Genomic DNA, 24,027 nt, shown 5'->3' on the forward strand with positions numbered 1-24,027 from the left:
TGTCGTAGATGGGCGACGCGCGGCGCCCAAAAACCCCACTATGCGCCTCGTTCCCCCGCCTCGGCAAGTACGGTGTACGTTGACATCCGCCGGGCATCGGGCCATAAAATCACCTCAGCCGAAGCGTGGAGGGTATGTTGATGGAACCGGATTATGAAGCGCTTGGCCGCTATTACGCGAGCCTGGAGACGTTCAACGAACTCTCGTCCAAGCGCCATCGCCTTTCCGGCGAGTTGTGCCGGATGCTCAGCCACAGCATGGAGCGGAACAATGACGTTCTGACGCTGTTCGATCACAAGACCGCGCGCATGCTGCTGGAAGACATCATCGCCCTGAACGCCCATCTGATCCAGGTGGCCGAACACATCAACCGGCACGCCGCCGAATGCGGCAAACCCAAAATCCGTACGCTCTATCGTAAGGGCTGACCAACTCTCATCGACTGTGGAAGCGAGATGGCGCTGATCATCACCGACGAATGCATCAACTGCGACGTTTGCGAGCCGGAGTGCCCCAATGGGGCCATCTCGCAGGGGGAGGACATCTACATGATCGATCCCGCCCGCTGCACCGAATGCGTGGGGCACTTCGAACGGCCCCAGTGCGTCGAAGTGTGTCCGGTGGAATGCATTCACCCCGATCCCGATTACCGGGAAGATCACGACACCCTTTACCGGAAATTCATCGAACTGAACGCCGGCCCTACCGAACGCGCCTAGCCGTCTCCCCCGGCAAGGCCCGGCCTTTCACATGGTGGTAACGGTCGGCCGCTATGGGGGGCTTCCCAAGCGAATCGAAGCAGGGAGCCTCTCTGCCATGTCGGATTCCAGCGCCATCGAGGCGGGAGCAGGCCACGGCCATCCCGATCTCGACGCCCGGGTTCGGGTGCTCGCCCGGCGCTTCCCGCCCTATCATCGCGATTCTCCCTGCCTCGCCATCCTCGACCGCTTTCTGCGCGATCCCGCGCTGGCGGCGGCGTCCTGTTCCCCGAACACGATACGACGGCCGAAGGCCTGATGCGCAAGGCCGACGCGGCCATGGACCACGCCAAGCGCGAAGGGCATAACCGGCTCGCGCTGTTCACGGAGGCGATGAATTCGACCGGGGTCGAGCGTGTCACGCGCGAGTCATGTCTGAATACGGCGCGGGAAAAGGGAGCGTTCGACTGCCATTTCCAGCCCCAGATGGCGACGGCGGACAACCGCATCGTCGGGGTTCAGGTGCTGCTGCGCTGGATCAGTCCCGCGCTGGGGGTGGTGCCTCCGCCGAACTTCGTCCGCGGTCCCGGCCTGGCGGAGCGCTTACAATGGGCCATGCGGCGGGCATGGCCGCCGGATCGGAAAAAAGACGAACGCATGAAGGAATTGATACTGGGAGGCGCGCGCTCGGGGAAAAGCCGCCACGCCGAGCAGCGCGCCGTGTTGTCGGGGCTGGATGTCGTGTATGTCGCGACCGCCGTGGCGGGCGATGCCGAAATGGCGGCGCGTATCGGCGGCCACCGGGCGAGGCGTCCCGAATCCTGGCTGACCGTGGAGGAGCCGCTGGCACTGGCCGCCCGCCTGGAAGACAACGCCGGCCCCGGCCGCTTCGTCCTGGTGGACTGCCTGACGCTCTGGCTCGGCAATCTGCTGGCCGAGGGCGAGGACGTGTTCCGGCGCGAACGGCAGGCGCTGCTGCAGGTGCTGCCGGGGTTGGCGGGCCCGGTCTGCCTCGTAAGCAACGAAGTCGGCCACGGCATCGTGCCCGCCAATCCGCTGGCGCGCCGCTTCGTCGACGAGGCGGGCTGGCTGCATCAGGAACTCGCCGCCCTCTGCGACCGGGTGGTGTGGATGGCCGCCGGCCTGCCCCTCCTGCTGAAGGGGGCCTCATGAGCTGGATCGTCCCCGCTATCGCGCCGCCCTGCGCCGAAGCCTTCCGCCGAGCCTTGCAGCGCCAGGCCGAACTCACCAAACCGCCGGGATCGCTGGGACGACTGGAGCAGCTGGCGGCGCGCCTTGCAGCCATGCAGGCGAGCTGGCGTCCGTCGCTGGACCGGGTCTGGATCAGCGTGTTCGCCGCCGACCATGGCGTCGCCGAGGAGGGCGTTTCCGCCTATCCCCCGTCGGTCACCCGGGAGATGGGCCGTGTGTTCGTGGCGGGAGGCGCCGCCATCAGCGTATTGGCGCGGCAGATCGGCGCGGTGCTGGAGGTGGTCGACGCCGGCGTGGCCGAGCCGCTCGCCAGCCCCGGCATCATCGACGCCCGCGCCGGCAGCGGCACCGCCAACTTCACCCGCGCCGCCGCCATGTCGGCATCCCAGCGCGACCGGGCGCTGGCGGCTGGCGCGGAAGCGGTCATGCGCGCAAGGCGCTACGGCGCGCAGCTTTTCATCGGCGGCGAAATGGGCATCGCCAATACCACCTCCGCCGCGGCGTTGGCCTGCGCCCTGCTCGGCGTCGGGCCGGACCGGCTGGCCGGTCCCGGCACCGGGCTCGACGGCGCCGGCATCCGCCACAAATGCGAGGTGATCGAAACGGCCTTGCGGCTGCATGGGGAAGCCCTGTGCGATCCGGCGGATATCCTCCGCCGCCTGGGGGGATTCGAGATCGCCGCGCTGACCGGCGCCTATCTGACCGCCGCCGCGGCCTCGATTCCGGTGCTGGTGGACGGTTTCATCGCGACGGTCGCCGCCCTGTTGGCGGTCCGCATGCAGCCGGCCTGCGCGGACTGGTTCCTCTATGCCCACCGTTCGGCCGAGCCGGGCCATCGGCTGGTGCTGGAAGCGCTGGGCGGGGAGCCGCTGATCGATCTGGGCATGCGGCTGGGCGAAGGCAGCGGGGCGGCGGTGGCCGTGCCGCTCTTGCGGGCGGCCTGTGCCCTGCACAACGAGATGGCCACCTTCGCCGAGGCCGGGGTGTCGGGCGGATGAGCCGCGTCACCATCGATCTGCTGCGCCACGGCGAGGTCGATGGCGGCCTGTGCCTGGGCCGGGGATGCGACGTTCCCCTCGATGCCCGGGGCTGGTCGCAGCTGCGGGCGATGCTGCCGGAGCGTCCGCCCTGGACCGGCATCGCCACATCACCCCTCCTGCGGTGTGCCGAATTCGCCGGCGAGCTGGCCGGGCGGCTCGGCCTGGAGCTCCGGATCGACGAGCGCTTCAGCGAACTGGGCTTCGGCGAATGGGAAGGGCGGCCCTGGTCGGAATTGTACGAGCGGCACGGCGAGCCATTGTTGGACTTCCAGCGCCGTCCGGACTGCAATCCTGCGCCCGGCGGCGAGCATTACCCCGATTTCGAGTCCCGCGTGGCCGCGGCCTGGGAGGACTTGCTGGGCCTGCCCGGCGAGCGGCACTGGCTGGTGGTGACCCACGCCGGCCCCATCCGCGCCATCCTGCGCCGGGTGCTGGAATTCCCCGCGAGCCGCCTGTTCGGGATCGACGTCCCCCATGCCTGTCTGAGCCGCATCGTCCGCGACGGCGAGGATGCGCCGCGGCTGGTGTTCCACGGTGGCCAGCCTTGAACCTCTCGGCTTTCTGGCTGGCGGTGCAGTTCCTGACCCGTCTGCCGGTGCCTCGCGCTGTGGATTTCTCCCCGCGCGCTGTGGGCCGGTCGGTCGTGTTCTATCCCGCGGTGGGGCTCTTGATCGGCACGATGCTGCTGGCCGTCCGGCTGCTGCTGGAGGATGCCGGGCCCGCGCTGGCTTCGGCCTTGGTATTGCTGGTCTGGGTGCTCGTCACTGGCGGGCTGCATATCGATGGCCTTGCCGACAGCGCCGACGCCTGGGCGGGCGGCCACGGCGATGCGGAGCGCAGCCTGGAAATCATGAAGGACCCGCGCTCCGGGCCGATCGCCGTCGCCGCCGTCGTCCTGCTGCTGCTGGTGAAATTCGGCGCCATCGCCGAGCTTGCCGGCGGACTGCCGCTGCTCATCGCCCCGCTGGCCGCGCGCGGCCTGGTTCCGGCCCTCCTGATCACCACACCCTATGTGCGCAAAGGCGGGTTGGGCAGCCCCTTGGCGGAGCATCTGCCGCGGCGGCCGGCCCTCTTCGCCGTGCTGTTCGCGGCGGCGGCGACGCTGGCCGCGCTCGGGCCCTGGCCGCTACTCGTGGTCGCGGCGGTCGCCTGGATACTGCGGGCCATGATGCAGCGGCGCCTCGGCGGCTGCACCGGCGATACCCTCGGCGCCAGCATCGAGATCGCCGAAGCCGCGGTGATGGTGGCCGCCGCGCTGGGATCACAGCCCCCCCATTGCCCGACTTTCTGAGCGGCGTTGATGGCGGGAGGCAGGAAGATCGGCGAAGCGTCGCCACGGCGATGAACACTTGAATCGGGTTCCCGCGCCAGAAGGGTTTGCGGCAGCAAGGCCGCGCCACAGCGTAACCAAAGAAAAAGCCGCCCGACTGCCGCGAGCGCCCCGAGCGTCAAAGCCGCCTCTCGACGGGCCATTCCCGGCAAAAGCCTTGGGACCGGAGGTTGCGCCCGGAACTCACCGGCCTCCGAACGTCGATGACGAAAGCTTCGTGGGTGACGTTACGCCAAGAGAAGCGCGGCCCTCGGAGAGGACGGGCTGCTTTGGCGCCAAGGCGCCGTGGCGTGCCGCCAGGGTCTCGCAGACGGATCGGTTCGGTGGGAGGGGCCAGCCTGTGATGCAATCCGGATCCGTCTATCTTGGCGGGAAGGGATGATAGACCGAAGGATGGACCAAGAATGCCGAGGCACGTTGGCAAGCTCCAGGCGGCATGATAGAAAGCCGGGAAAGATGAACCCAAATTGTCCATTAGCCATTTTGCAGCCCCGGGATGAAGGGGGGAGCGGAGGCATTGGCCCAGAGGCCGGCGAACCAGGCGCGTTTTTTACGTGGCACGGACAGCATCAAACGATGCTGGCTGGTATCTTGATGCCACGCGCCACCGATGGCGAGCACCAGGCCGTGCAGGGTGGACAGCGTATGCTGAATCCGGGAGCGCAAGACGGCCTGCCGAAACAGGCTCATCAGGTTGTAGGCGAGCATGGCAAAGCCCAGTGCGGCTTCCGTGGCCCAGAAGTCGCGCATGTTGAACGCATCAAGTCCGAAGTCGGCTTTCAGTTCCTTGATCCGGTTCTCACAGTCCGCTCGTCCCCGATAGGTGCGCCAGACCTCCACCATCGGCAGATCAAGCGTGGTCACGAAGGCTCCATAGCGCCAGCCCTGAATGTCCGGATCGTCGGCGAACAACGACAGCGTCTTGCCCGGCGCCGTTTTGCGCTTGACCGATTGACGCACCACGATCAAGCGCCGTTCACTCTGCCAGCCTGCCGCGTGGTAGCGCAGTTCGGTCAGTTCCAGCCCAGTTTCCAGCGCCCACCAGCCGGTGGCCTGATAGATCGTCCGTTGCAGCGGCTGGGTCAGCCGGGCTGCGATGATGTAGGGAATCCGTTTGCCTTCCAGGGCCGACAGGATGGCCTCGTCGAAGAAGCCGCTATCGGCACGCAGCAGGCCAACGGCCTTGTCGCCCAGATGGTGCAGGGTCGATTCGAGAAATGGCAGGATGTTGTTGGCGCTGTGCGCATTGCCCGGCCGCAGCCAGAAGTTGGCCACCATGCGCGCTTCGGCAACAAAGGCCAGCAGCGGGTGATGGCTGGCCCGACCGTGCCGGTTGGGATTGTAGCCACGCGCCGCCCCTTCCTGCTCGCCGTTGCGGGTGATGACCGTCGAATCCACGTCGAGCGTCACCTGCTTCAAGGCGCTGATCTTGCCAAAGAACCAGCGGTAGGCCTCGGCCTGCACCCGTTCGTTGGTGAGCATGTCAAAGCGGCCAAACAGGCGCATGATGGCCTTGTGGCCAGCAGCACGTGCCCAGCCAAACAGCCGCACCAGCGTGCTGTCCATGCGCACCGTTTCGGCATGCGCGAAGCGGCAGGCGCCGCACCAGATCGAGACGATGAACTGCTCGATCAGTTGCAGCGGCGCATAGCCCCGGTTCGACTTCGGCTCGGGCAATCCCCAGCGCGCCGCTGCTTCCCGAAATCCCATGCTGTCAAGCATCTGCTTGAACAGCGCCAAACCACCCCAGGCCGTCACCTCACGGTGGCTGAAACTGACCGAAAATCCCTCTCCCTGTAGCACAGAACCCGCCATGAGCACCACCTATCCCAATGATCCACAAAAGATTTCTCTAATGACCGCCATTAGAAACCGTCTCGCCCAAACGCCGATACGCCCGCCAATAGCTTGCATCAAAATCAGGAAAAAATGGCTAATGGATTATTTGGGATGAACGGAAACTATTCAATTACTTGTTAGGCCTCACAAATGCCGCCCGATCCCCTCAACATCCACATCGACCTAGTCGCGCTGCAAGCCACCTTCTTTCGTCGCCTGCAGCATCAGCTCGACATGACTAAAGTGCTACAAGTCGGCTGCGAGAGAGTGACAGCCGAGCAGGTGGCAGAGCAACGAGAGTTTGGCGCTTTCGTACCCGCAAACGGCGCCCAGCTCACCCACGACGAAGCCAAGACAGAGGCCCAGGATTGGCTGCTACGGGGATTCCTTCGAGACGCGATCGAGGGAGCAGGCCTGTTTCTGGATGAGTGCCTCCAAGTCTGCGAGGTACTCCCATTGGCGGCAAAGGGTTGCGCGAAGGCTGCCGAGCTTCACCGCGTCTTCCACGACCTTCCCCGCACGAATCACAAACTGCACTTTCCGCAGAAACTCGAGAAACTTGAACGACAGTTCGGAATAGCCACTCGCTTCAACGCGAACATCTTGAGTCTGAACAAGGCTCGCACATGTGTAGTCCACAGACTTGGCGTGGTATCCACTCTCGATGTTGATGAAACGGGGGCTCTAAAGATCACCTTCCAGCACGCAAAGTTCGTTGCTCGCGGCCAAGAGACCGGCCAGGAACTTGTTATTGACCGACCGGGCATAGTGACCACGGAAGACTCAATGCTGGAACTACACTTCGTTGACAGCGAGCGTCACTTCAAGATTGGCGAACGGGTTCGCTTGCAGGCTCACGAGTTGTACGACACGATCATTACTCTTTGGCGATTCGGCCTTACCGCCGCGCGGGCGATAGAGGCATATGGCAGGTCGCTTGGAATACAGTTTCCTCCGTCGCCGAGCGAGACCTACTAAGTTTCAACAAAGTAATGTCACGTACACCCATCTCCCTCTGGGAGAGGGACGGGGTGAGGGAGGCTCGTATATGGCTACTTTCTTAACTCTTAGTAATCGGGTGACCGGGGGCTTCTAACCCCCGGTCCCCACACCACCCGGCGTGCGGGTCCGCACCGGGCGGTTCACGAGAAGGGAGCACACGACGATGTCAGGCGTAGCCATGGGCCTTCATCCACAGGGCGCGGACGGAAATGAGCCCTTGGCGTTTCAACCAATCGTTGGTCATCCCGGTCTGGGTCGCCAGCGTCCGCGACAGGCGCCAGTAGCTCTTGCTGCTGATCGCCGTCAGGATCGCCTGGCGTTTGCTCGTTCCCAGAGCCAACAGGTTCTTGACCTTGGTGCGCACGTAGCGCCACTGTTTCCAGTAGCACATGCGCACCCGGCGCCGAAGCCAGTGGTCGAGTTCGGGGATCGGGCGATAGTAGTCCGAGATGCCAAAGCCCACGTAGGGCGGAACGCGATAGCGGTTCCGCCACTTCCAGGGCGTATACGGCGGATCGACCTGGCGGTCATCCTCCCTATGGGTTCTATGATCGTCCGGGATGTTGCCAGGCGCGTTTGGACGGTGATCATGTTTTGCGCCGCGGCGGGGACAAACCAGGGATGGGCGCGGGCGCCCGACCCAGGCTTCGATGGCGATGTGACATTAGCGTGACGGGATGTCCCGCCCCAGCGCCTTCAGGCGTTCGAGCGCGGCGGCCTGAGCCGTGCCGCCGTAGCGGATGGCCAGGAACAGCGCCGTGAATCGGCCGAAGGGTTCGGCCAGGTCGGGCCGGGTATGGGCGACGCGGGCGGCGAAATCGCGCATGCCTTCGGCGGGCGCGCGGACGAGTCCCTGGCGTTCGAGCTTTCCGGCGACCCGCAGATAGAGCCGCAGGGCCGGATCGGCGACGGGCCGGCTGCGCGGCCACAGCAGGGCGAAGGAGATCAGGGCGAGGAGCCCGAGCAGGCCGGTCAGCCAATAAACCAGGCGGTTCCAGTCGACGACCCCCAAGCGCTCCAGAAACCGGCCTTGGTTCTCCGGGCCGTAGGCCAGCACCCACTGCACCCAGGCGTGGTCGACCGCGTCCCACATCAGGCCGGCGTCGCGCATCAGGCCGCGCAGGCTGGACAGACGGTCCCCCCATGCCTGCGCCACGGGGCTGGCGAACACCACTGCGCCGTCGGCGCCGGCCGCGAATTCCAGCTCGCGTTCGATACGCTCCGGCGCGACCGCGGCGGTGGGATCGAAGCGTGTCCAGCCATTGCCGTCGATCCAGATTTCCGCCCAGGCGTGGGCGTCGGCCTGGGCGACTTCCAGGAAATGTCCCACCGGGTTCCAGTGTCCGCCTTGGTAGCCGGTGACGACCCGCGCCGGGATGCCGGCGACCCGCATCAGGTAGACGAAGGCGCCGGCATAGTGCTCGCAGAAGCCGCGCCGGGTGTCGAACAGGAAACCGGCGACCGGATCGCCTGCGATGGCCGGCGGACGCAGGGAATAGATGAACGGTTCCTCGCGGAAATGGCGCAGCGCCCTGTGGGCCATGGCTTCGGCGGAAGGGTTCTCCAGCAGCCAGCCATTGACCAGATCCCTTACCCGTTCGTCGGGCATGCCCGGAATCTGTAAGGCGCGCCGTCGTTCGCCCTCGCTCAATGTGTCGAAGGTTGCCGCCGGGCGCGAAGACAGGACATAGCGCCGACGTTCGCGGACCGGTTCCGCGGCCAGGAGGAAGCCGTCCTCGGCGCGCGTCAGCTCGGCGGGGAAGGTTTCCACCGTCTCCAGCGGAAACACCCAGCGCCGCCGGTGCGGTTCCAGGGTCACGGCGTAGCGGTAGGTTGCTCCGGCCGTTTGCGGCGGTTGCCGGGCGGGGAGCGGTTCGTCGTAGCCGGCGGTCCAGCGGCGGCCGTCGAACCGCCAGAACACCGGGCCGCGCCAGTAGCGCTCCCGCGGCGGCGGCAGGGCGCCTTCGAAATCGACGCGGAAGGCGGTTTCGCGGGACAGTCCGAGCCGGCTGATCTCGCCGGGTTCCATGGAATCGCTCAGGCCGGTCTTGCCGGCCGGCTCGTCCTCCGGCAGCTTCCACAAGGGGCCGGCGATGCGCGGCAGGAGCAGGAACAGCACCACCATGACCGGAATGGCCTGCATCACCATTTTCGCGCCGAGGCGCAGCCGGCCGGCGAGGCTGAGGCTCTCCCCGCCGTTCAAGCCGATCAGGCAGCTCATCAGCAGCGTGACGACTCCCAAGGTATAAACGGCGATCGGAATGCTCTGGGAGAACAGGTATTCGGTGACGGCGACGAACAGTGCCAAATAGACCACCAGGTACAGGTCGCGCAGGCTGCGCATCTCCAGGAGCTTGAGACCCAGCCCGACCAGGAACAGGGCGGTGCCGCCCTCCCGTCCGTAGAACTTGTGGAAGTGCAGATAGACCAGCCCCGCCCCGGCCAGGGTCAGCAGGAGCAGGCTGATGCGCGAAGGGATGGGCGCCTTACGGTCAAGCGCCGCCAGGCGCCAGCCGCAGGCCAGCCAGACGAAACCGGGGATGTCGAGCGGCAGGTCGGCCGCGTGCGGCGTCACCACCAGCGCCAGGGCCGCGCACAGCAGCGGCAGATTGCGCCGGAGGAGCTCGGGTGGCAGGGGCGGGTGGGTCATGGGCCGAACAGCGCCAGCGCTTCCAGGCAGCGGGCGCGATGGGTTTCGCCCAGCCCCCGTGGGATGGCGATGCCGGGCAGTCGCAGGCTGTAGGGTGTGCCCGCCGCCTCGGCGTCCAGCACCCAGCGGCACAGGCGGGACAGCCGCGCCTCGATGTCGGCGCCGGGCGTGTATTGCCAGTCCAGCGCCAGCTCCGCCGTCTCGCCGCCGGCATACTGTTTGACGTGTACGCCCTGGCCTTTCGCGACGCCTTTCCAGTGGATGCGCTTCAACGGATCGCCGGGCCGGTAGCCGGCGAAGCCGTAAAAATCCTCCTCCTCGCCGTGGCTCGGCCGGGTGCCCGCGCTGAGCTCGGGAATCACCGGCGGTTCGATCCCCGCGGGGGCGGGGCGGGGATAGACCAGTGCCCGCTGGCGCAGGTTGATCGGCGACCAGGCGCGGAACAATCCCAGCGGGAAGCAGGTGTCGAAGGTTACCGTCGGCAGCGGCAGCCACCCGCGCTTGCCGGTTTCGGCATGGAGCACCAGGGTTGCCGTGGCCCCGGGGGCCACGTCGAAGCGGATCGTCGTTGCAGAGCCGGCAAGCCGGGCGCCGAGGCCAAGCCGGTGGATGCCAGAAGGGTTGTCCAGATGCAGCTCGAAGCGCGCCGGTTCGCCGGCGAACACCGGCGGCGCCTTGCCGCGGCGCACGCTGAGCCCCGCCAGGTTGCGGAATGCGTACAGCGTGGACTGCATGGCGATGCCGGCCAGCAGGAAGGTCAGGATGAAGGCCAGGTTGTTGCTGTAATTGACGGCGGCCAGGAACTGGATGGCCAGCAGCAGGGCTAGCCCGAAACCGCGCCGGTTGGGGACGATGAACACGCGGCGGTGGGTGAGGCGGATCGGCCCGTCCACCGCCTTCTCGCCGCTGAAGAAGCGGCGGAGGTCGAAGCGTTCCTTCCACTCCATCGGCACGGAAATCATCGCGCGCTCCTCCTCAGGGAATGGCGACGTCCTGCAGCAGCGGCGCGACGGCTTCGGCCACGCCGCCTCCGCCCGACGCGGGTTTCAGCCGGTGGCCGGCGACCGGGAGAAGGACGGCCTGGACGTCCTCGGGCAGCACCGCCGCCCGTCCCTCCATCAGCGCCCAGGCCTTGGCGGCGTGCAGCAGGGCCAGCCCTGCCCGCGGCGACAGCCCGTTCTGATAGAGCGGCGACTCCCGGCTGAAATGGAGCAGCGCCTGGACATAGTCCAGCAAGGCCGAAGAGACGTGGATACCGCGCACCCGCTCCTGCAACGCCAGGAGTTCCTCCGCCGGCAGGCAGACCGGCAGCTGCGGCAGCAAGGCATGGCGTTCTTCCCCCATCAGCAGCTCGCGTTCGGCACGGGGGTCGGGATAGCCCAGCTCGATCCGCATCAGGAAGCGGTCGAGCTGGGATTCCGGCAAGGGGAACGTGCCGATCTGGGTGTTGGGATTCTGGGTGGCGATCACGAAGAACGGCTCGGGCAGCGGCCGGGTCTCACCTTCCACCGTCACCTGCCGCTCCTCCATGGCCTCCAGTAGCGCACTCTGCGCCCTGGGCGTGGAGCGGTTGATCTCGTCCGCCAGCACCATAGGATTGAACACCGGGCCGGGATGGAAGCGGAAGCTGTGGGTGGCGGCGTCGTAGATCGAAGAGCCCAGCACGTCGGCTGGCAGCAGGTCGCTGGTGAACTGGATGCGCTGATATTTCAGTCCCAGCAGCGCCGCCAGGGTGCGGGCCAGGGTGGTCTTGCCGACCCCCGGCACGTCCTCGATCAGCAGATGGCCACGTGCCAGCAGGCAGCAGAGGCAAAGCCGGATGGGCTGTTCCTTGCCGAGGATGACGGCATTGGCGGTGTCGAGCAGGCGGGAGAAAACGGGGTCCATGTATCGTCGATTCCGGGAGAAAGGGCCGCGGCCCGTGCTGACAGCGGCCCCAAAAGCTTCAAGAGCGTTGCCAATGGATGGGTGTTACGGTGACCGTCCGGGCGGGAAGCCCTTGAACAGTTTGTCCATCGCCTCCTGCATCAGCGCGGTGTTCTTCTGCGGATCGTCGGAGACGGTGTCGGTGGCGGTGCCGCGCCAGATCGGCTGTTTGGTCCGGGTATCGAACATGTCCACGATGATCGTGCCGACGGTGTCTTTGATGACTTCGGACTGCGCCATACCCATATGGCCGTAGCCGCCCCAGCCGCTGTAGAACGTATCCACCCGATCCTGTTCCCGAGCCGTCACCTGGACCCCCAGCGCCACGTCGCTGGGGCCTGCGGCTATCTTGCGCCAGCCTTTGGCGGAAAGCTGGGCGTCCACCGCCTGGACGATCCTTTCCTGCATCAGGGGATTGCCGGTCTGCGGCGTCTTGATCCAGGAATAGGTCTTGTATTTCGAAAAATCGGCGGCCGGGTCGTAGTCGGTGTGCACCCTGATGTCCAGGTCGGCGCAGGCGGCGGTCATCGCCAGGGCGGCGCCGAGCAGTGTTCCTCGAATGTTCATCTTGTCTCCTCAAGGCGTGGCATTTCCCCGGTTCGGGGTTGATCTGAGGTTATCATATCGTTTTGAAGAACATCGGATGGATTTCGCTCCCGTGCCGAAGCTTCCTTCCATGGCCGTAGCGGCTAGAATGTCACGGCAAAAAACGTGTCCCGGAGGCGTCCGGGGCGGGTCTCATCCTTCCGGCTCGAGGGGCGGAACAACATGAACATCAAGGCGATTGCGGCAGGGGTGATATGGGCGGCCACGATGGCGGCAACGCCGGCCGGCGCGGTGACAGTGGACGATTTCGTCATCCACGACGCCAAGGATCTGGCCGATCTATGCGCGACGCCGCCTTCCGATCCGGCCCATGTCGCCGCTCTTCAGTTCTGCTACGGCTACATGCAGGGTGCCTACGACTATTACCTGGCCGAGCGCAAAGGGCCCGACGTCGAGCACTTTGTCTGTCTGCCCCAGCCGGAGCCTTCCCGCGAGGCAGTCGCCCGGCTGTTCATCGCCTGGCTCAAGGCGCATCCGGGACACCACAGGGAAGCGGCCGTCGAAGTGCTGTTCCAGTTCGGCGCGGACAAGTGGCCTTGTCCGGAGAAGAAAGAGGCCGCGACGTCCGAGCCCAAATCCTAAAGTAACCCCCCATCGCTTTGGCCGGGGCGCATCCCCCTGCCCCGTCGCCCATGGCCGATCCGGGTTTGGGCAACGGTCCGGTAGGCTATACCTTTTCCATGTTCGACTGAGACACCATTCCTAAGCATATGTCGATACCTGCAACGAGTACCGGCGCTCCGGCGCGGAGCTTAGAGCGCTGGCTGCCGGCGTTCGCCTTTCTTTTCGCCGCTTTCCTGTTGTTCGTGCACCTGGGCGATGCGCCGCTGCTGAGCCCGGACGAGGGGCGCAACGCCGAGGTGGCGCGGGAGATGGGCGAGAGCGGCGCCTGGCTGGTGCCGACCTATGACGGTCTGACCTATCTGGACAAGCCGGCCTTCTATTTCAAGACGGTGGCCCTGTCGTTCGCGCTGTTCGGCGAATCCGAGGCGGTGGCGCGCCTTTCTTCGACGCTGTTCGCCCTGTCGCTGCTGGCCGCGCTGTTCCTGTTCTGCCGCCGGGCCTATGACACGCGCACGGCCAGCCTCGCGGTGTTGGTGGTGGCGGCGACGCCCTTGTACTGGGCCTTCGCCCGCATCGTCATCTTCGACATGACGCTGGCGTTCTTCGTGTGCGTCACCCTCTTTGCCTGCTATCTGGCCGAAGAACACGAGGGCAGGCAGCGGGAACGCTGGTACCGGCTCGGCGCCCTGGCGGCGGGACTCGCGACCCTGGTGAAGGGGCCGGTCGGCTTCATCATACCCAGCCTCGTCGTCGCGGCGTTCAACAAGTTCGAAGGGCGCGAGGGCGCCTTGCGGCGCTGCTTCGCCTGGCCGAACTGGCTGATCTTCCTGGCGGTGGTGCTGCCGTGGTTCGTCGGCGTGTCGCTGCAATGCCCGGATTTCCCCTATTACGGGATCATGAAGGAGTCGGTGTCGCGCTTCACCACCACCGAATTCCGCCGCACCCAGCCGTTCTATTTCTACGCCCTCATCATCGCGAGCTGCTTCTTCGCCTGGAGCCTGCTGCTGCCGGAATCGATCGTGGCGGCGTGGCGGACGCGGCGGCGCTGGTCGCGGCCGGACCGGCTGTTCATCGTCTGGGCGATCGTGGTGGTCGCATTCTTCTCGGTGTCGCAATCCAAGCTGCCCGGCTACATCCTGACCGCCGTCGTCGCCCTCGGAGTGCTCGCCGCCCGCGTTTTCGCCCTCGCGCTGGCGAACGGCGAGGGGCGGGCCGCTGCCATCGTGCATCGTGCCACCGTCGCGCTGTTCGCCTTGGCCGCGCCGACGGCCGTCATCTTCGCCACCGCCGCTTCCGACGCTCTCTGGCTGGAGCGGGTGCTGGGGCTGAAGCGCAAGACGGCGGAATTTCTCCAGCCCGGTTTGTTGGCAATGGTCGTGTCCTTGGGCGTGGTGACCGCGCTGGCGGCGTTCGCCTGGCGGCGGCGCGATTCCAGGGTGGCGTTCGCCGCCTTTCTCAGCCTGCCGGCACTGGTCATCCCGCTGAATTTCGGTCTGCTCGCGGATTACGCCGACAGCCGCTCCGGACGCCGGCTGGCGGCGCACATGCCGGAGCTGCCCGCCGAAGTCGAAATCGCCTGCCTGGATTGCCTCCCCAACGGCCTGCCGTTTTATCTCAAGCGGCTGATCACCGTCATCAGCGACGAAGGGCGGGAGTTCACCAGCAACTACGTGCTGTTCAGCCTCAACAGCGGCAAACCCTGGCCGGAGCGGGTGGTGCCGCTGGCGCAGCGGGACGCCTGGCTGGCCGGCCGCGATCATCCGGTGTTTCTGATGGCGCGGGGGGACGACGTGGAGCAGCTCGACACCATCGCGGACAAGTACGGCGCCAGTCAGATCGAACTGGGGTTCGGCTATTGGGGCGCCTTGCTGGCGCCTCCGAACAAAGAAGGACAGTGAGATGTGCGGAATCAGCGGCTTGGTGCAACTGGAAGGCGCGGCCGACACGAGCGCGATGCGGCGCAGCGTGGAAGCCATGGTCCAGGCGCTGGCCCACCGCGGCCCCGACGACTCCGGCGTGGCCGGCGACGGTTCGGCGGTGTTCGGCATGGCCCGGCTGGCGATCCGCGGCTGCCACGACGGCAAGCAGCCGATGGCGGATGCCGAGACCGGGGTGATGATGGTCTGCAACGGCGAGATCGACAACCACGCCGAGCTGCGCGGCTGGCTGGCGGAGCGCGGGAGGGCGGTCGAGCACGCGACGGACGTGGCCGTGATTCCGGGGCTCTACCTGGAGCTGGGCGATGCCTTCGTCGAGCGGCTGGTCGGCGCCTTCGCCCTCGCCGTCTGGGATCCGCGCCAAGGCCGGCTGTTGCTCGCTCGCGACCGCGCCGGCGAGCGCCCGCTGTTCTATGCCTGCCGCGGCGGCCAGGTCAGTTTCGCCTCCCAGGCGGCGGCGCTGGTGGCCGGCAGTGCCGTGCCGTATCCGGTCGACCGGTCATCGGTTCATGCCTTCCTCAAGGCCGGTTATTTCGAGGCCCCCAGCAGTCCCTTCGAAGGCATGCGGAAAGTGCTGCCGGGCGAGCGGATCGCCATCGACGTCAAGGGCGTCGAGAGCACCCGCTACTGGCGCCTGAACTTCACCCGCGGGCCGGCGCGCAAGAATCCGCAGGACGAATTCGACGCAGTGTTCCGCGAGGCGGTGCGCCGCCAGAGCGAGGTCGAGGTCGATTTCGGCGCTTTCTTGAGCGGCGGGGTCGATTCCTCCCTGGTCACGGCGGTGATGCGCAGCGTCCACCCCGACCGCAAGCTCAAGGCCTTCGGCCTGCGCTTCAGCGAAGGTTCCTACGACGAGGGCGAGTATGCGGCGCGTGTGGCCGACATGCTGGGCGTGGACTACACGCCGGTATGGGTGCGGCCCGAGGATTTTCCCGGGACCCTCGCCGATCTGGTCCGCCAGTCCGGCGAGCCGCTGGCCGATCCGGCCTGGGTACCCACCGCCCTGCTGGCCCGTCGCGCCTCCGACGAGGTGCGGGTGGCGCTGGTGGGGGAAGGCGCCGACGAGCTGTTCGGCGGCTATCCCACCTATTTCGGCGCCCGCCTGGCCGAACGCTACAGCCGCCTGCCCGGCGGACTGCGGGCGTTGATCCGCAAGGCGGTGGAAGCCTGGCCGGTGAGCGACAAGAAGGTGACGGTGTCGTTCCTGCTCAAGCGCTTCGTCCAGGGCGACGAGCTGGATTTCCTGGCCCGCCACGTCTTGTGGACGTCCAGCATTTCGCCCGCACTGCTGCGGCGGCTGGGGGTGACCCCGCCCGACGTGGCGCGCGTCGCCGGCCCCCGCGAAACCATGCTCGACCGGCTGCAACTGCACGACCTGGAAACCTCCCTGGCCGAGGGCCTGCTGACCAAGGCCGACCGCGCCAGCATGCGCTCCGCGCTGGAGTTGCGGGCACCGTTCCTGGACAAGGATGTGATCGAATTCGCCGCCACCCTGCCCGAGCGTGACCGCGTGCAAGGCTTGGAGACCAAGGTGTTCCTCAAGCGCATGGCCCTGCGCTATCTGCCGAAGGACATCGTCTACCGCAAGAAGCGCGGCCTGTCCGTGCCGCTGAGCGCCTGGCTGCGCGGCCCGCTGCACGACTGGGCCGAAGCCAGGATTTCCAGTCCGCGCCTGGAGGAAATCGGCATCGGCACAGCCGCCGCCCGGGCGCTGCTGCGCGAGCACGACCGCCGCACCGCCGACCACGCCAGAGCGCTGTGGACTTTGATCGTCGTGAGCGAATGGCTGGAGTGGAAGGCCGGGGCTTGAGAGACCCGGAGGCGTTCACCGTTTTCCCGCGGTCTGATGGAGAGCGTTGCGCTTGGATTTGCGGCACCTGCTCGTCCGCCCCACGGGGCTTGGCCTGCTTGCGCACACCCTCCAGCAAACCCCTGATCTGTCCGAACTGTTCCCGGCTGATGGCGCTTGGGTCACTCTTCTTCCGCATAGCCCTCATTTTCAATGAGATGGAAGATCGTGAACAGGCTCTCAGGGAATCCGCGCCCGGCGGATGAGCCGCGTGTCGGGCGCGGATTTGCCTTTCTCAGCTTGCCCGGATCGCGTCGAAGGTGCGCGCCATTTCCTCGGCGCTCGGTTCGTTGATGGCCGCCGCCGCGAACACATCGGCCCCGGCCAGCCATTGCTCGCAGCAGGTGTCGTTCTGCAGGGCGATGCAGACGGCGTGATTGAGTTCGTAGAGCCCGAACGCCAGGCCGGCGTCCCGCAGCGAAGACTGCATGGCGTTCTGGACCAGGCTGCGCACGACCCTGTGAGGGGCCGAATAGGGAATCTCGCCGGTAAGGCCGGCGGCGGCTTCGACGCAGGCGCGCACGTCGTAGGAGGCATGGCCTCGGCAGGCCAAGGGGCGGACTTGGTAGATCAGGCAGACGCCGTCCTCGATATAGGGACAGCGCAGCCTCAGCGCGACTCGGCCGGCTTCGTCCAGGTCCCGTGTCCGGGCATCGGCGGCGTCGATGCGCGCGGGGAGGTCGATGCCGATGGATTTGAATCTGTCGTCGCTCCAGCGCACATAGCGCTCGATCATCAGCACCTCGGGCGCCGTGGCGGTGACCCGCAGCGTACAGCAGGTCGCACAGCCCTTGTGGCAAGCCAGAGGTGGCATCCCTTCCGCTTGGATTTCGACGTTGCGGTCGAAGCTGCTCCAGGCTTGCAGCAACAGGCCGTCGACGAGGTTTTCCGCGCCTTGGCGTTGCTTCAGCGTTTCGGCGAATGCTTCTTGTTGGGCCTTGAAGAAGGACAAGGGTCCGGAATCGCTGCTGTGTTGGCCTGCCATCGGCGTCTTCGCCCCGCAAAATTGTTCACGAAATCCATATGATAGCGGGCCAGGGTTCTAATAACCATACAAATCGTAGTAAAATGAGGCCGAGGGCATCCGGTCCGGGTGTCCGGAGCAACTGACACATGCTGAGGAGCGAGGAAAAAACATGGTTGGCGAATTTTGGTATCGCGGGGAAAGATTCAGGGCGACGATTCATGGGCGCACGGGCAAGGAAGAGCTGTTCCTGATCTACATGCTGGAAGACGATGAGGAAGGTCCGGAAATTTCCCTGGACCGCTTCGAGGATCCGGACAACGATCCGAACCAGAGCCTGGAACAGTGCCTGGCGATGCTGGCGGACAAGCTGATGCAGGAGCAGTCGATTGTGGCTTCCAATCCGGACGCGGAATTCGCCTGGGTGCAGCCGAAGACAGGAGTCAACGTGCATAGCGGCGTTCAGGCCCATTGAGGGGTCGGGCCCCGGACGGCGATGCCGTTCGGGGCTGTTTCAGCATGACGGCCGCGCCGATGCGGGGGGCGATCGGCAGGTCCCACCGGACGGCATCTTGGAAGTGCGCCGCCCTATAGCTGTCCGTCCGCTTTTCCCTATGCCTCGGTTTTCAGATCAAGGCACCGGCCCGGAACGGCCGGGTCCAAAGGTTTTCCGGATGCTGGCTCGTCATCGTAACGTCATTGGGCGGCCATCGTCCTGACTTAATTCGGCCTTAGGGTTTCTCACTTCCATTGATTGCAGTGAGGACTCACCATGACGACCGCCCCTACGACTCTTCCGCATACCGCTTTTCGAGCCGGCCGCGGGAGGAATTACGGTTTGGCGCTCATTCCCGGCCTGATTCTGGCGCTGGCCGCCTGCGCCTCCGTCAACGCCGAGAACACCGTTCCGCAAGTGGAGCAGGGCATTCAGATCGGCGATCCGGCCCCTGGCAAGGCGGTGATCTGGAGCCGGTCGGACCGTCCTGCGCGCATGATGGTCGAATACGCCTTCAGCCCCGACTTTTCCGATGCAAAAGTCATTCGCGGTCCCTATGCCCTGGAAAGTACCGACTATACCGCTCGCCAGGATCTGGTCGGGCTGCCTGCCGGTAAGGACGTCCATGTGAAAGTGTGGTTCGAAGATCTGACCAATGCCCGCGGTCAGAGCGAACCCGTGATCGGCCATTTCCATACCATCGGCAAGCGTGACGACATCCGTTTCGTGTGGGGCGGCGATACCGCCGGCCAGGGATGGGGCATCAACCCATCGTTCGGCGGGATGAAAATCTACGAGGCCATGCGCCAGGTCAAGCCGCATTTCTTCATTCATAGCGGTGACAACGTCTATTCCGACGGCATCATCAAGCCCGAGGTGAGCGCCGAAAACGGCCAGGTCTGGACCAATATCGTCACGCCCGAAGTCGCCAAGGTTGCCGAAACCCTGGACGAATTCCGCGGCCGCTACAAATACAATCTGCTCGACGACAATGTTCGCCGGTTCAATGCCGAGGTTCCGCAGATCTGGCAATGGGACGACCACGAAGTCGTCAACAACTGGTCCGACGCCAAGGATCTGAGCGCCGATGCCCGATATACGGTGAAAGATGTTCCGCTCCTGGTGGCCCGGGCGTCGGAGGCTTTCCACGAGTATGCGCCGATGCGCCCCTACTCGGCGGAGGAGTCTGGCCGGATTTACCGCCAGTTGTCCTACGGTCCGCTGCTGGATGTGTTCGTCCTCGACATGCGCAGTTATCGGGGCCCGAATACCTATAATCTGCAGAAGGAGGAAGGGCCAGAGACGGCATTCCTGGGCGACGCCCAGGTCCAATGGCTGGAACAGGGGCTGAAGAATTCGAAGGCGACATGGAAAATCATCGCGGCCGATATGCCGATCGGATTGAACATCGGGGACGGTAGCGACGCTCAGGGCCGGCCCAGGTGGGAAGCCATCGCCAACGGTAACGACGGCCCCGCCGCCGGGCGCGAACTGGAAATCGCCCGTCTGCTCGGTTTCATCAAGAAGCATCGCATCAAGAACATCGTGTGGCTGACCGCCGACGTGCATTACGCCGCGGCGCATCATTACGACCCGGAACGTGCCGCCAGCAAGGATTTCGCGCCGTTCTGGGAGTTCGTCGCCGGCCCTCTCAACGCGGGTACCTTCGGCCCCAATACCACCGACGGCACCTTCGGTCCCCAGGTGATGTTCTATAAAGCCCCTCCGGCAGGGCAGGCCAACCTGTCACCCTATGCCGGCCTGCAGTTCTTCGGCGAGGTCAACATCCACCGGGTGGATCAGACCCTCACGGTGGATTTCAAGGACCTCTACGGCGCTTCGATATTCAGCAAGACCCTGCGTCCGGAATCGATCTTCGATTTCGGCGCTATGATGCAGTCGAATTGATCCGCTGGGGAGGGAACTCCAAAGTCATGGTCGGGCGGCGGGGCCAGCCGGCCACCGCCGTCCTCCGGCTGTGACCGGGACGTCCCTGAACGCTCATGTCCGGGTTCGGGCGTAGGGCGCCTCGGTCGTTATCCGCGGATCGTCCAGCGGGCTGCCTACGGTGAAGTGGTACAGCGACTGGAAAGCCTTCCCGGACAGCCCCAGCAGTTCGTGGAAGGCGTCGTCGAAATAACAGCCGATGCCGGTGCCGCGCAGGCCGCGGGCTTCGGCTTCCAGATAGAGCGCCTGCCCCAGGAGTCCGGCCTCCCAGTAGAGCTGCCGGTAGCGCCAGGGTGCGGCGTTCAGCGTGTCTTCGAATTCCGCCAGCATTCCCAGAGCGAAGGCGCTGTCGGCGGCGATGGCCTGATGGCAAGCGATGGTACGGGCCGCGGGGCCGCAGCCGCCTTCGGCCAGCTGGAACAGCGGCAGGTGTTCGGGACAGCCTTCGGGCCTGGACCAGGCGAAATCCTGCCGCAGGGCTGCGCGCAGCTTCCTCTCGCCCGTTGCGCTGCGCGGCAGGGCATAAAGCCCCGGCGCCAATCCCTCGACCCGGTGGATGAACAGCACCGGGTGCAGCGCCGGCGCGAAGTTCCACGCATCCCAAGGGGCGCAGGGCCGGGCCAGCAGCGCGTCCAGCAAGGCGTAGAACGCTTCCCCGGCCAGTTCGAAGTGGCGGTCGAAGCGCTGGGCGCTGCGGCGCTGGCGGATCACCGTCGCGGCGGCGACGGCTGGCAAACCGGAACGGAGCGGATAATCCGTCGGGGGCCGCGCCGGAATTTTTTCGCCGGGGCTACGGCTGGCTTCGGCCACCTGGTCGATCACCGGCCAGTGGTACATCGGGTGCGGGTCGAGGACGTTCGCCTTGCCGGTCCAGTCCAGGTCGGCGAACGCGGGGAGGGCGGGGGGTTCTGCCGAATCGACGATGACTTCCAGCAAGAGTTCCGCTTCTTCCGGCTCCGCGCCGGAAAAATCGGCGGAGCGATCGAGCCCCAGCAGTCCGGCGACGGCAGCATAGCTCGCCGTATCCACCTGGCGCAGGCCCCAGCCCAAGGCGGCCGCGGAATAGCGTAGGGCACCGATGGCATGGCCGGTGTCGAGCTGGCAATAGCGGAAGGCCCGCTCGCCGTATTTCCAGGCTTCCCGCCAGTGGATCGAGCTGAGGCCGATGAGCAGCCGCGGTGGACCGCTTACGATGTCGTCTCCAGGCCGGGCCCGGCGCTCCAGCGCATGGTCGCGGCTGAGGTAGTGGTAGACGCCGTCGGCCAGCCCCTGGACGTTTTCGCAGACGAGGTAGCCTTCGGTGGGGTGCAGGTTGCCGCTGGAAGGATTGCAGCGCAGCGACCAGCGGTCGGGGCCATATTCCTTCCAGGCCGACAAGGCCAGGGAAAGTTCGAGCAGGAGCGCGACGGTATCCAGTGTCATCGCATGGGGTGCCACGGCGCCGGGCAGGTGCAGGTCCGAATAGGGAGTCGTGAGGCCGTCGGCCAGCAGCGGAAGCAGGATGCGTTCGGCGCCGGCGAACGTCCGGAAGGGGTCGGGCTGGGCGCTCCAGTCCAGCGTTTCAGGCCCCGCGGCGTAGCGTTCCAGCCGGTGTTTGGTGCGTTCGTGATAGGCCAGAACGCATTGCAGATCGGCCTCGGCGCTGTCGTTCATCAATCGGCGGAATCCTGCGGCGGTGGGCAATGGTGGGTTCGGCGGCAGCTTTCCAGGTCGGTTTGGGGCGTTTCTCGGTTGGGATTCAGGCCGATCCAGGCATGCACCCTGTCGGCGTCGAATCCGACCTCGCGTCGCTCTCCGACCTGCATGAGCGGCCGCCGGATCAGCAGATGATCGTCCAGCATGAGGGCGAGCGCCTTTTCGCCGTCCAGATGTTCCGGGACGATGTCCCCGCACTTGATGCGCGGCGCAGCCCGGTTGAACCATTCGGCCACCGGGCGGCCTTCAAAAAATAAACGCAATTCCTCGGCGCGCCAAGGCGTTTCCAGGAGGTCGTGCACGATCAGCTCGTGCCCGGCCTCCCGGAGCATCTGCTTCTGGCGTGCGTTGTTGGCGCAGCCGGGCTTTTCGTAGAAGTGGACGAGAGCCACGGTGCCTTCAGCTCGCCCAGGATTGGTGCGGCCGGTAGTCGCCGGCGGAGACGGGCTCGGCTTGACCGATCGCACCGCACTTCAGGCAGTGTTCGAGCACGTTGAAGACCTGGTCCGAACACAGATCGTCGCGTGACTGTTTGCATCCGGTGGCGCCGCAAGCCTTGCAGGTGTAGAGCGTGCCGTTGCAGGGTTCGCCGCTGCTCTTGCGCGCGCCGGTGCATAATTTCAGTGCCGATTTGATGGCTTGGTAGGTCATGGTTGACTCCTTAAGGGGTGAGGTGTGGTCGATGCGCGAAAGTCGTGCCGAGGCTGCTTTCGTCTAATTCAAATTCAAATAGTTGGCGGAGACCCCGTCGGTATCGATCAGGACCTCGCCGTTTTCGATCTTCAGCGGGTATTCGGCCAGGGTGCAGTGCTTGCCCTTGATGCAGTTGCCGTTGCTGTCGAACTCCCAATCGTGGTGCGCGCAGGTCAACGTCTTGCCGTCGAAACGGGCATCCGCCAGCGGTTCGCGGGCATGGGGGCACATGCCTTGGAAGGCGCGGGGCTGGGCGCCGGTCGGCCACACCACCAGCATCAGGGTGCGGTTGACCGCCACGACCTCGTACTTGCCTTCCCGGAGTTCGCTTTCGTCACAGGCTTTGGTGTACATGGTTGATTCGTCGCAGGTTGGGCGAGCGCCGCCGGTCGGCAGCGCCCGCGTCAAGGTTTAGACCGGGCGGTTGTCCGGGATACGGATCGGGCCCATGATCTTCAGACCCTCTTCGAAGCTGATCACCTCGAACTTCTCGTCGAAGTTCGCCGCCGCCTCGGCGACGGCAACCAGCTTGCCGGCGGTGTCGAGCTTCTTCAGATCGTTCTTTTCGATGCGGAACAGCTCCAGCAGCTCGTTGTAGACCGTCGCTTCATCGAGCGGCAGCACCCAGAACGTCGCGCCCCGATGGGTGATCTGGTAGCGCTTGGAAATATCCAGGTTTCCGGCGAAGAAGAAATACTTGCCGGTGGGGGACAGCTTGTCGCCCAGCACGTCCATCAGCAGGTCCATATATTCCAGCGACAGCGCTACCCCTGCCAGGAAGGGAAGAGTGGACTCGCCGGCTTTCGCGACGGTTATCACCTGATCGAACTTGATTTCAGGGGGGCGAGCCTCGTCGCTCACCTGCTGGGCGAATTTCAAGGCGATCATGCCGCGGAAGCCGAAGACACCCGGCTGGGCGGTAGCGCCTTTGAAGACCGGACTCAACAGCCGGTTTTCGTTTTCCAGGGACGCGAGGGGAGTTTCGCTAAGGGTGGTCATGACGCTCCTTTAGTCGTGGTTGACGAGAAAATCGACGGTGTTGCGTTGAAACGGGGCGCGTAACGAGCCGAACTGCCCGGAACCGTGCAGAACTTCGGTTCTGCGTATTCCGCTCAGGTGACCACGACCGGGATGGCCAGCTTGACCTTGCGTCCCAGTTGCATGTCCACCTTCTGGCGGGCCTTTTCGATGGTGAGGGGTTTGGTGAGCAGGGAGTTCGCCCCCTGCTTGAGGCAATCCTGTGCCAGGGGATCGGTGGCGGTGTCGGCGACCACGATGATCTTGATGTCCTCCAGCCGCGAACGGATTTCCTCCAGCACGCCGATGCCCCGGCTCCTGACCACGCCCAGCCCCAGCAGCAATACCGCGGGTTTCCAGTCCACGGCCTTGGCATAGGCCGCCTCCAGACTGTTCAGTTCATGGGTTTCGATTTCGTCGTGCAGCATGAATTGCAACGCGGCACGAGTGATCTCATCGTCGTCGACGACGAAGACACGCCTGTCGTCCACTGCTCTTTCGGTATCGACGCCTATCTGCATGGGCTTCTCCTATGGGGGTTTTCCGGTCCGGTTGAATCGGT

26 protein-coding genes are annotated in these 24,027 nt (G+C 65.5%); 13 read left to right on the forward strand and 13 right to left on the reverse strand.

Going from position 1 to position 24,027, the window contains the following annotated elements; translation table 11 throughout:
- Nucleotides 1-140 precede the first annotated feature (140 nt).
- The 7 genes from GNH96_RS03765 to GNH96_RS03800 all read left to right on the forward strand — a co-directional run bounded on the left by GNH96_RS03765 (nucleotide 141) and on the right by GNH96_RS03800 (nucleotide 4,241).
- Entirely contained in the window at nucleotides 141-428 is a 288-nt protein-coding gene (locus tag GNH96_RS03765) for a hypothetical protein (RefSeq protein ID WP_169602411.1), read from the forward strand.
- Nucleotides 429-455: 27 nt separating this feature from the next.
- A complete protein-coding gene (locus GNH96_RS03770; RefSeq protein WP_169602413.1) occupies nucleotides 456-719 on the forward strand; it encodes a YfhL family 4Fe-4S dicluster ferredoxin in 264 nt (87 codons plus the stop codon).
- Between the two features lie 97 nt (nucleotides 720-816).
- Entirely contained in the window at nucleotides 817-1,017 is a 201-nt protein-coding gene (locus tag GNH96_RS03775) for a hypothetical protein (protein WP_169602415.1), read from the forward strand.
- A complete protein-coding gene (gene cobU, locus GNH96_RS15965) occupies nucleotides 1,017-1,871 on the forward strand; it encodes a bifunctional adenosylcobinamide kinase/adenosylcobinamide-phosphate guanylyltransferase (RefSeq protein WP_228720001.1) in 855 nt (284 codons plus the stop codon). Before GNH96_RS03775 ends, cobU begins: the two co-directional genes overlap by 1 nt.
- Nucleotides 1,868-2,908, forward strand: a complete 1,041-nt coding sequence (cobT, locus tag GNH96_RS03790; RefSeq protein WP_169602417.1) for a nicotinate-nucleotide--dimethylbenzimidazole phosphoribosyltransferase — start codon at nucleotides 1,868-1,870, stop codon at nucleotides 2,906-2,908. Before cobU ends, cobT begins: the two co-directional genes overlap by 4 nt.
- Nucleotides 2,905-3,498, forward strand: coding sequence for an alpha-ribazole phosphatase family protein (cobC, locus tag GNH96_RS03795; protein ID WP_169602419.1), 594 nt, complete (start codon nucleotides 2,905-2,907; stop codon nucleotides 3,496-3,498). The genes cobT and cobC overlap by 4 nt, the downstream gene beginning before the upstream one ends.
- Nucleotides 3,495-4,241: an adenosylcobinamide-GDP ribazoletransferase gene (locus tag GNH96_RS03800; RefSeq protein ID WP_169602422.1), complete on the forward strand. Its 747-nt coding sequence runs from the start codon at nucleotides 3,495-3,497 to the stop codon at nucleotides 4,239-4,241. The genes cobC and GNH96_RS03800 overlap by 4 nt, the downstream gene beginning before the upstream one ends.
- Nucleotides 4,242-4,754: 513 nt before the next feature.
- On the opposite strand, the gene GNH96_RS03805 is transcribed toward GNH96_RS03800, so the two are convergent.
- Complete coding sequence (locus tag GNH96_RS03805; RefSeq protein WP_169602424.1) at nucleotides 4,755-6,095, reverse strand: IS1380 family transposase; 1,341 nt, start codon at nucleotides 6,093-6,095, stop codon at nucleotides 4,755-4,757.
- Nucleotides 6,096-6,269: 174 nt separating this feature from the next.
- Between GNH96_RS03805 and GNH96_RS03810 the strand changes: the two genes are divergently transcribed.
- On the forward strand, nucleotides 6,270-7,097 hold the full coding sequence (locus GNH96_RS03810; protein ID WP_169602426.1) for a hypothetical protein: 828 nt from the start codon (nucleotides 6,270-6,272) through the stop codon (nucleotides 7,095-7,097).
- Between the two features lie 190 nt (nucleotides 7,098-7,287).
- Here the strand turns inward: GNH96_RS03810 and GNH96_RS03815 are convergent, their stop codons facing one another.
- The 5 genes from GNH96_RS03815 to GNH96_RS03835 all read right to left on the reverse strand — a co-directional run bounded on the left by GNH96_RS03815 (nucleotide 7,288) and on the right by GNH96_RS03835 (nucleotide 12,264).
- Complete coding sequence (locus GNH96_RS03815) at nucleotides 7,288-7,584, reverse strand: group II intron maturase-specific domain-containing protein (protein ID WP_169602429.1); 297 nt, start codon at nucleotides 7,582-7,584, stop codon at nucleotides 7,288-7,290.
- Nucleotides 7,585-7,785: 201 nt separating this feature from the next.
- Nucleotides 7,786-9,771 carry a transglutaminase TgpA family protein gene (locus tag GNH96_RS03820; RefSeq protein ID WP_169602431.1) on the reverse strand — a complete coding sequence of 662 codons (1,986 nt, stop codon included), beginning with the start codon at nucleotides 9,769-9,771 and terminating at the stop codon, nucleotides 7,786-7,788.
- On the reverse strand, nucleotides 9,768-10,733 hold the full coding sequence (locus tag GNH96_RS03825) for a DUF58 domain-containing protein (RefSeq protein ID WP_169602433.1): 966 nt from the start codon (nucleotides 10,731-10,733) through the stop codon (nucleotides 9,768-9,770). The genes GNH96_RS03820 and GNH96_RS03825 overlap by 4 nt, the downstream gene beginning before the upstream one ends.
- A gap of 13 nt (nucleotides 10,734-10,746) precedes the next feature.
- Nucleotides 10,747-11,658, reverse strand: coding sequence for an AAA family ATPase (locus tag GNH96_RS03830; RefSeq protein ID WP_169602435.1), 912 nt, complete (start codon nucleotides 11,656-11,658; stop codon nucleotides 10,747-10,749).
- An 84-nt stretch (nucleotides 11,659-11,742) separates the two neighbouring features.
- Nucleotides 11,743-12,264, reverse strand: coding sequence for a DUF4136 domain-containing protein (locus tag GNH96_RS03835; protein WP_169602437.1), 522 nt, complete (start codon nucleotides 12,262-12,264; stop codon nucleotides 11,743-11,745).
- A 201-nt stretch (nucleotides 12,265-12,465) separates the two neighbouring features.
- Here GNH96_RS03835 and GNH96_RS03840 point away from each other — a divergent pair, with 201 nt between their 5' ends.
- The 3 genes from GNH96_RS03840 to asnB all read left to right on the forward strand — a co-directional run bounded on the left by GNH96_RS03840 (nucleotide 12,466) and on the right by asnB (nucleotide 16,614).
- A complete protein-coding gene (locus tag GNH96_RS03840; protein ID WP_169602439.1) occupies nucleotides 12,466-12,885 on the forward strand; it encodes a Rap1a/Tai family immunity protein in 420 nt (139 codons plus the stop codon).
- A gap of 128 nt (nucleotides 12,886-13,013) precedes the next feature.
- Entirely contained in the window at nucleotides 13,014-14,765 is a 1,752-nt protein-coding gene (locus tag GNH96_RS03845) for an ArnT family glycosyltransferase (protein WP_169602441.1), read from the forward strand.
- A gap of 1 nt (nucleotide 14,766) precedes the next feature.
- A complete protein-coding gene (gene asnB / locus GNH96_RS03850) occupies nucleotides 14,767-16,614 on the forward strand; it encodes an asparagine synthase (glutamine-hydrolyzing) (RefSeq protein ID WP_169602443.1) in 1,848 nt (615 codons plus the stop codon).
- 274 nt (nucleotides 16,615-16,888) lie between these two features.
- Here asnB and GNH96_RS03855 read toward each other — a convergent pair whose 3' ends face one another.
- A complete protein-coding gene (locus GNH96_RS03855; RefSeq protein ID WP_169602445.1) occupies nucleotides 16,889-17,638 on the reverse strand; it encodes a YkgJ family cysteine cluster protein in 750 nt (249 codons plus the stop codon).
- Nucleotides 17,639-17,789: 151 nt separating this feature from the next.
- On the opposite strand from GNH96_RS03855, the gene GNH96_RS03860 reads away from it, so the two are divergent.
- Both GNH96_RS03860 and GNH96_RS03865 read left to right on the forward strand, forming a co-directional pair.
- Nucleotides 17,790-18,092: a hypothetical protein gene (locus GNH96_RS03860; protein ID WP_169602447.1), complete on the forward strand. Its 303-nt coding sequence runs from the start codon at nucleotides 17,790-17,792 to the stop codon at nucleotides 18,090-18,092.
- A gap of 297 nt (nucleotides 18,093-18,389) precedes the next feature.
- The gene (locus GNH96_RS03865; protein WP_169602450.1) at nucleotides 18,390-20,021 is read left to right on the forward strand and encodes an alkaline phosphatase D family protein; all 1,632 of its coding nucleotides are present in this window, start codon (nucleotides 18,390-18,392) and stop codon (nucleotides 20,019-20,021) included.
- Between the two features lie 93 nt (nucleotides 20,022-20,114).
- Here GNH96_RS03865 and GNH96_RS03870 read toward each other — a convergent pair whose 3' ends face one another.
- The 6 genes from GNH96_RS03870 to GNH96_RS03895 form a co-directional block, all read right to left on the reverse strand.
- On the reverse strand, nucleotides 20,115-21,713 hold the full coding sequence (locus tag GNH96_RS03870; protein WP_169602451.1) for a SagB/ThcOx family dehydrogenase: 1,599 nt from the start codon (nucleotides 21,711-21,713) through the stop codon (nucleotides 20,115-20,117).
- On the reverse strand, nucleotides 21,713-22,147 hold the full coding sequence (locus GNH96_RS03875) for an ArsC/Spx/MgsR family protein (RefSeq protein ID WP_169602453.1): 435 nt from the start codon (nucleotides 22,145-22,147) through the stop codon (nucleotides 21,713-21,715). The genes GNH96_RS03870 and GNH96_RS03875 overlap by 1 nt, the downstream gene beginning before the upstream one ends.
- Nucleotides 22,148-22,154: 7 nt before the next feature.
- Nucleotides 22,155-22,406 (reverse strand): hypothetical protein, encoded by a 252-nt coding sequence (locus GNH96_RS03880; RefSeq protein ID WP_169602454.1) that lies wholly within the window; start codon nucleotides 22,404-22,406, stop codon nucleotides 22,155-22,157.
- Between the two features lie 63 nt (nucleotides 22,407-22,469).
- Complete coding sequence (locus GNH96_RS03885) at nucleotides 22,470-22,802, reverse strand: Rieske 2Fe-2S domain-containing protein (RefSeq protein ID WP_169602457.1); 333 nt, start codon at nucleotides 22,800-22,802, stop codon at nucleotides 22,470-22,472.
- Between the two features lie 57 nt (nucleotides 22,803-22,859).
- Complete coding sequence (locus GNH96_RS03890; protein ID WP_169602459.1) at nucleotides 22,860-23,447, reverse strand: hypothetical protein; 588 nt, start codon at nucleotides 23,445-23,447, stop codon at nucleotides 22,860-22,862.
- A gap of 113 nt (nucleotides 23,448-23,560) precedes the next feature.
- The gene (locus tag GNH96_RS03895) at nucleotides 23,561-23,986 is read right to left on the reverse strand and encodes a response regulator (protein WP_169602461.1); all 426 of its coding nucleotides are present in this window, start codon (nucleotides 23,984-23,986) and stop codon (nucleotides 23,561-23,563) included.
- Nucleotides 23,987-24,027 lie beyond the last annotated feature (41 nt).

It is taken from the genome of Methylococcus geothermalis (assembly GCF_012769535.1).
GTDB lineage: Bacteria > Pseudomonadota > Gammaproteobacteria > Methylococcales > Methylococcaceae > Methylococcus > Methylococcus geothermalis.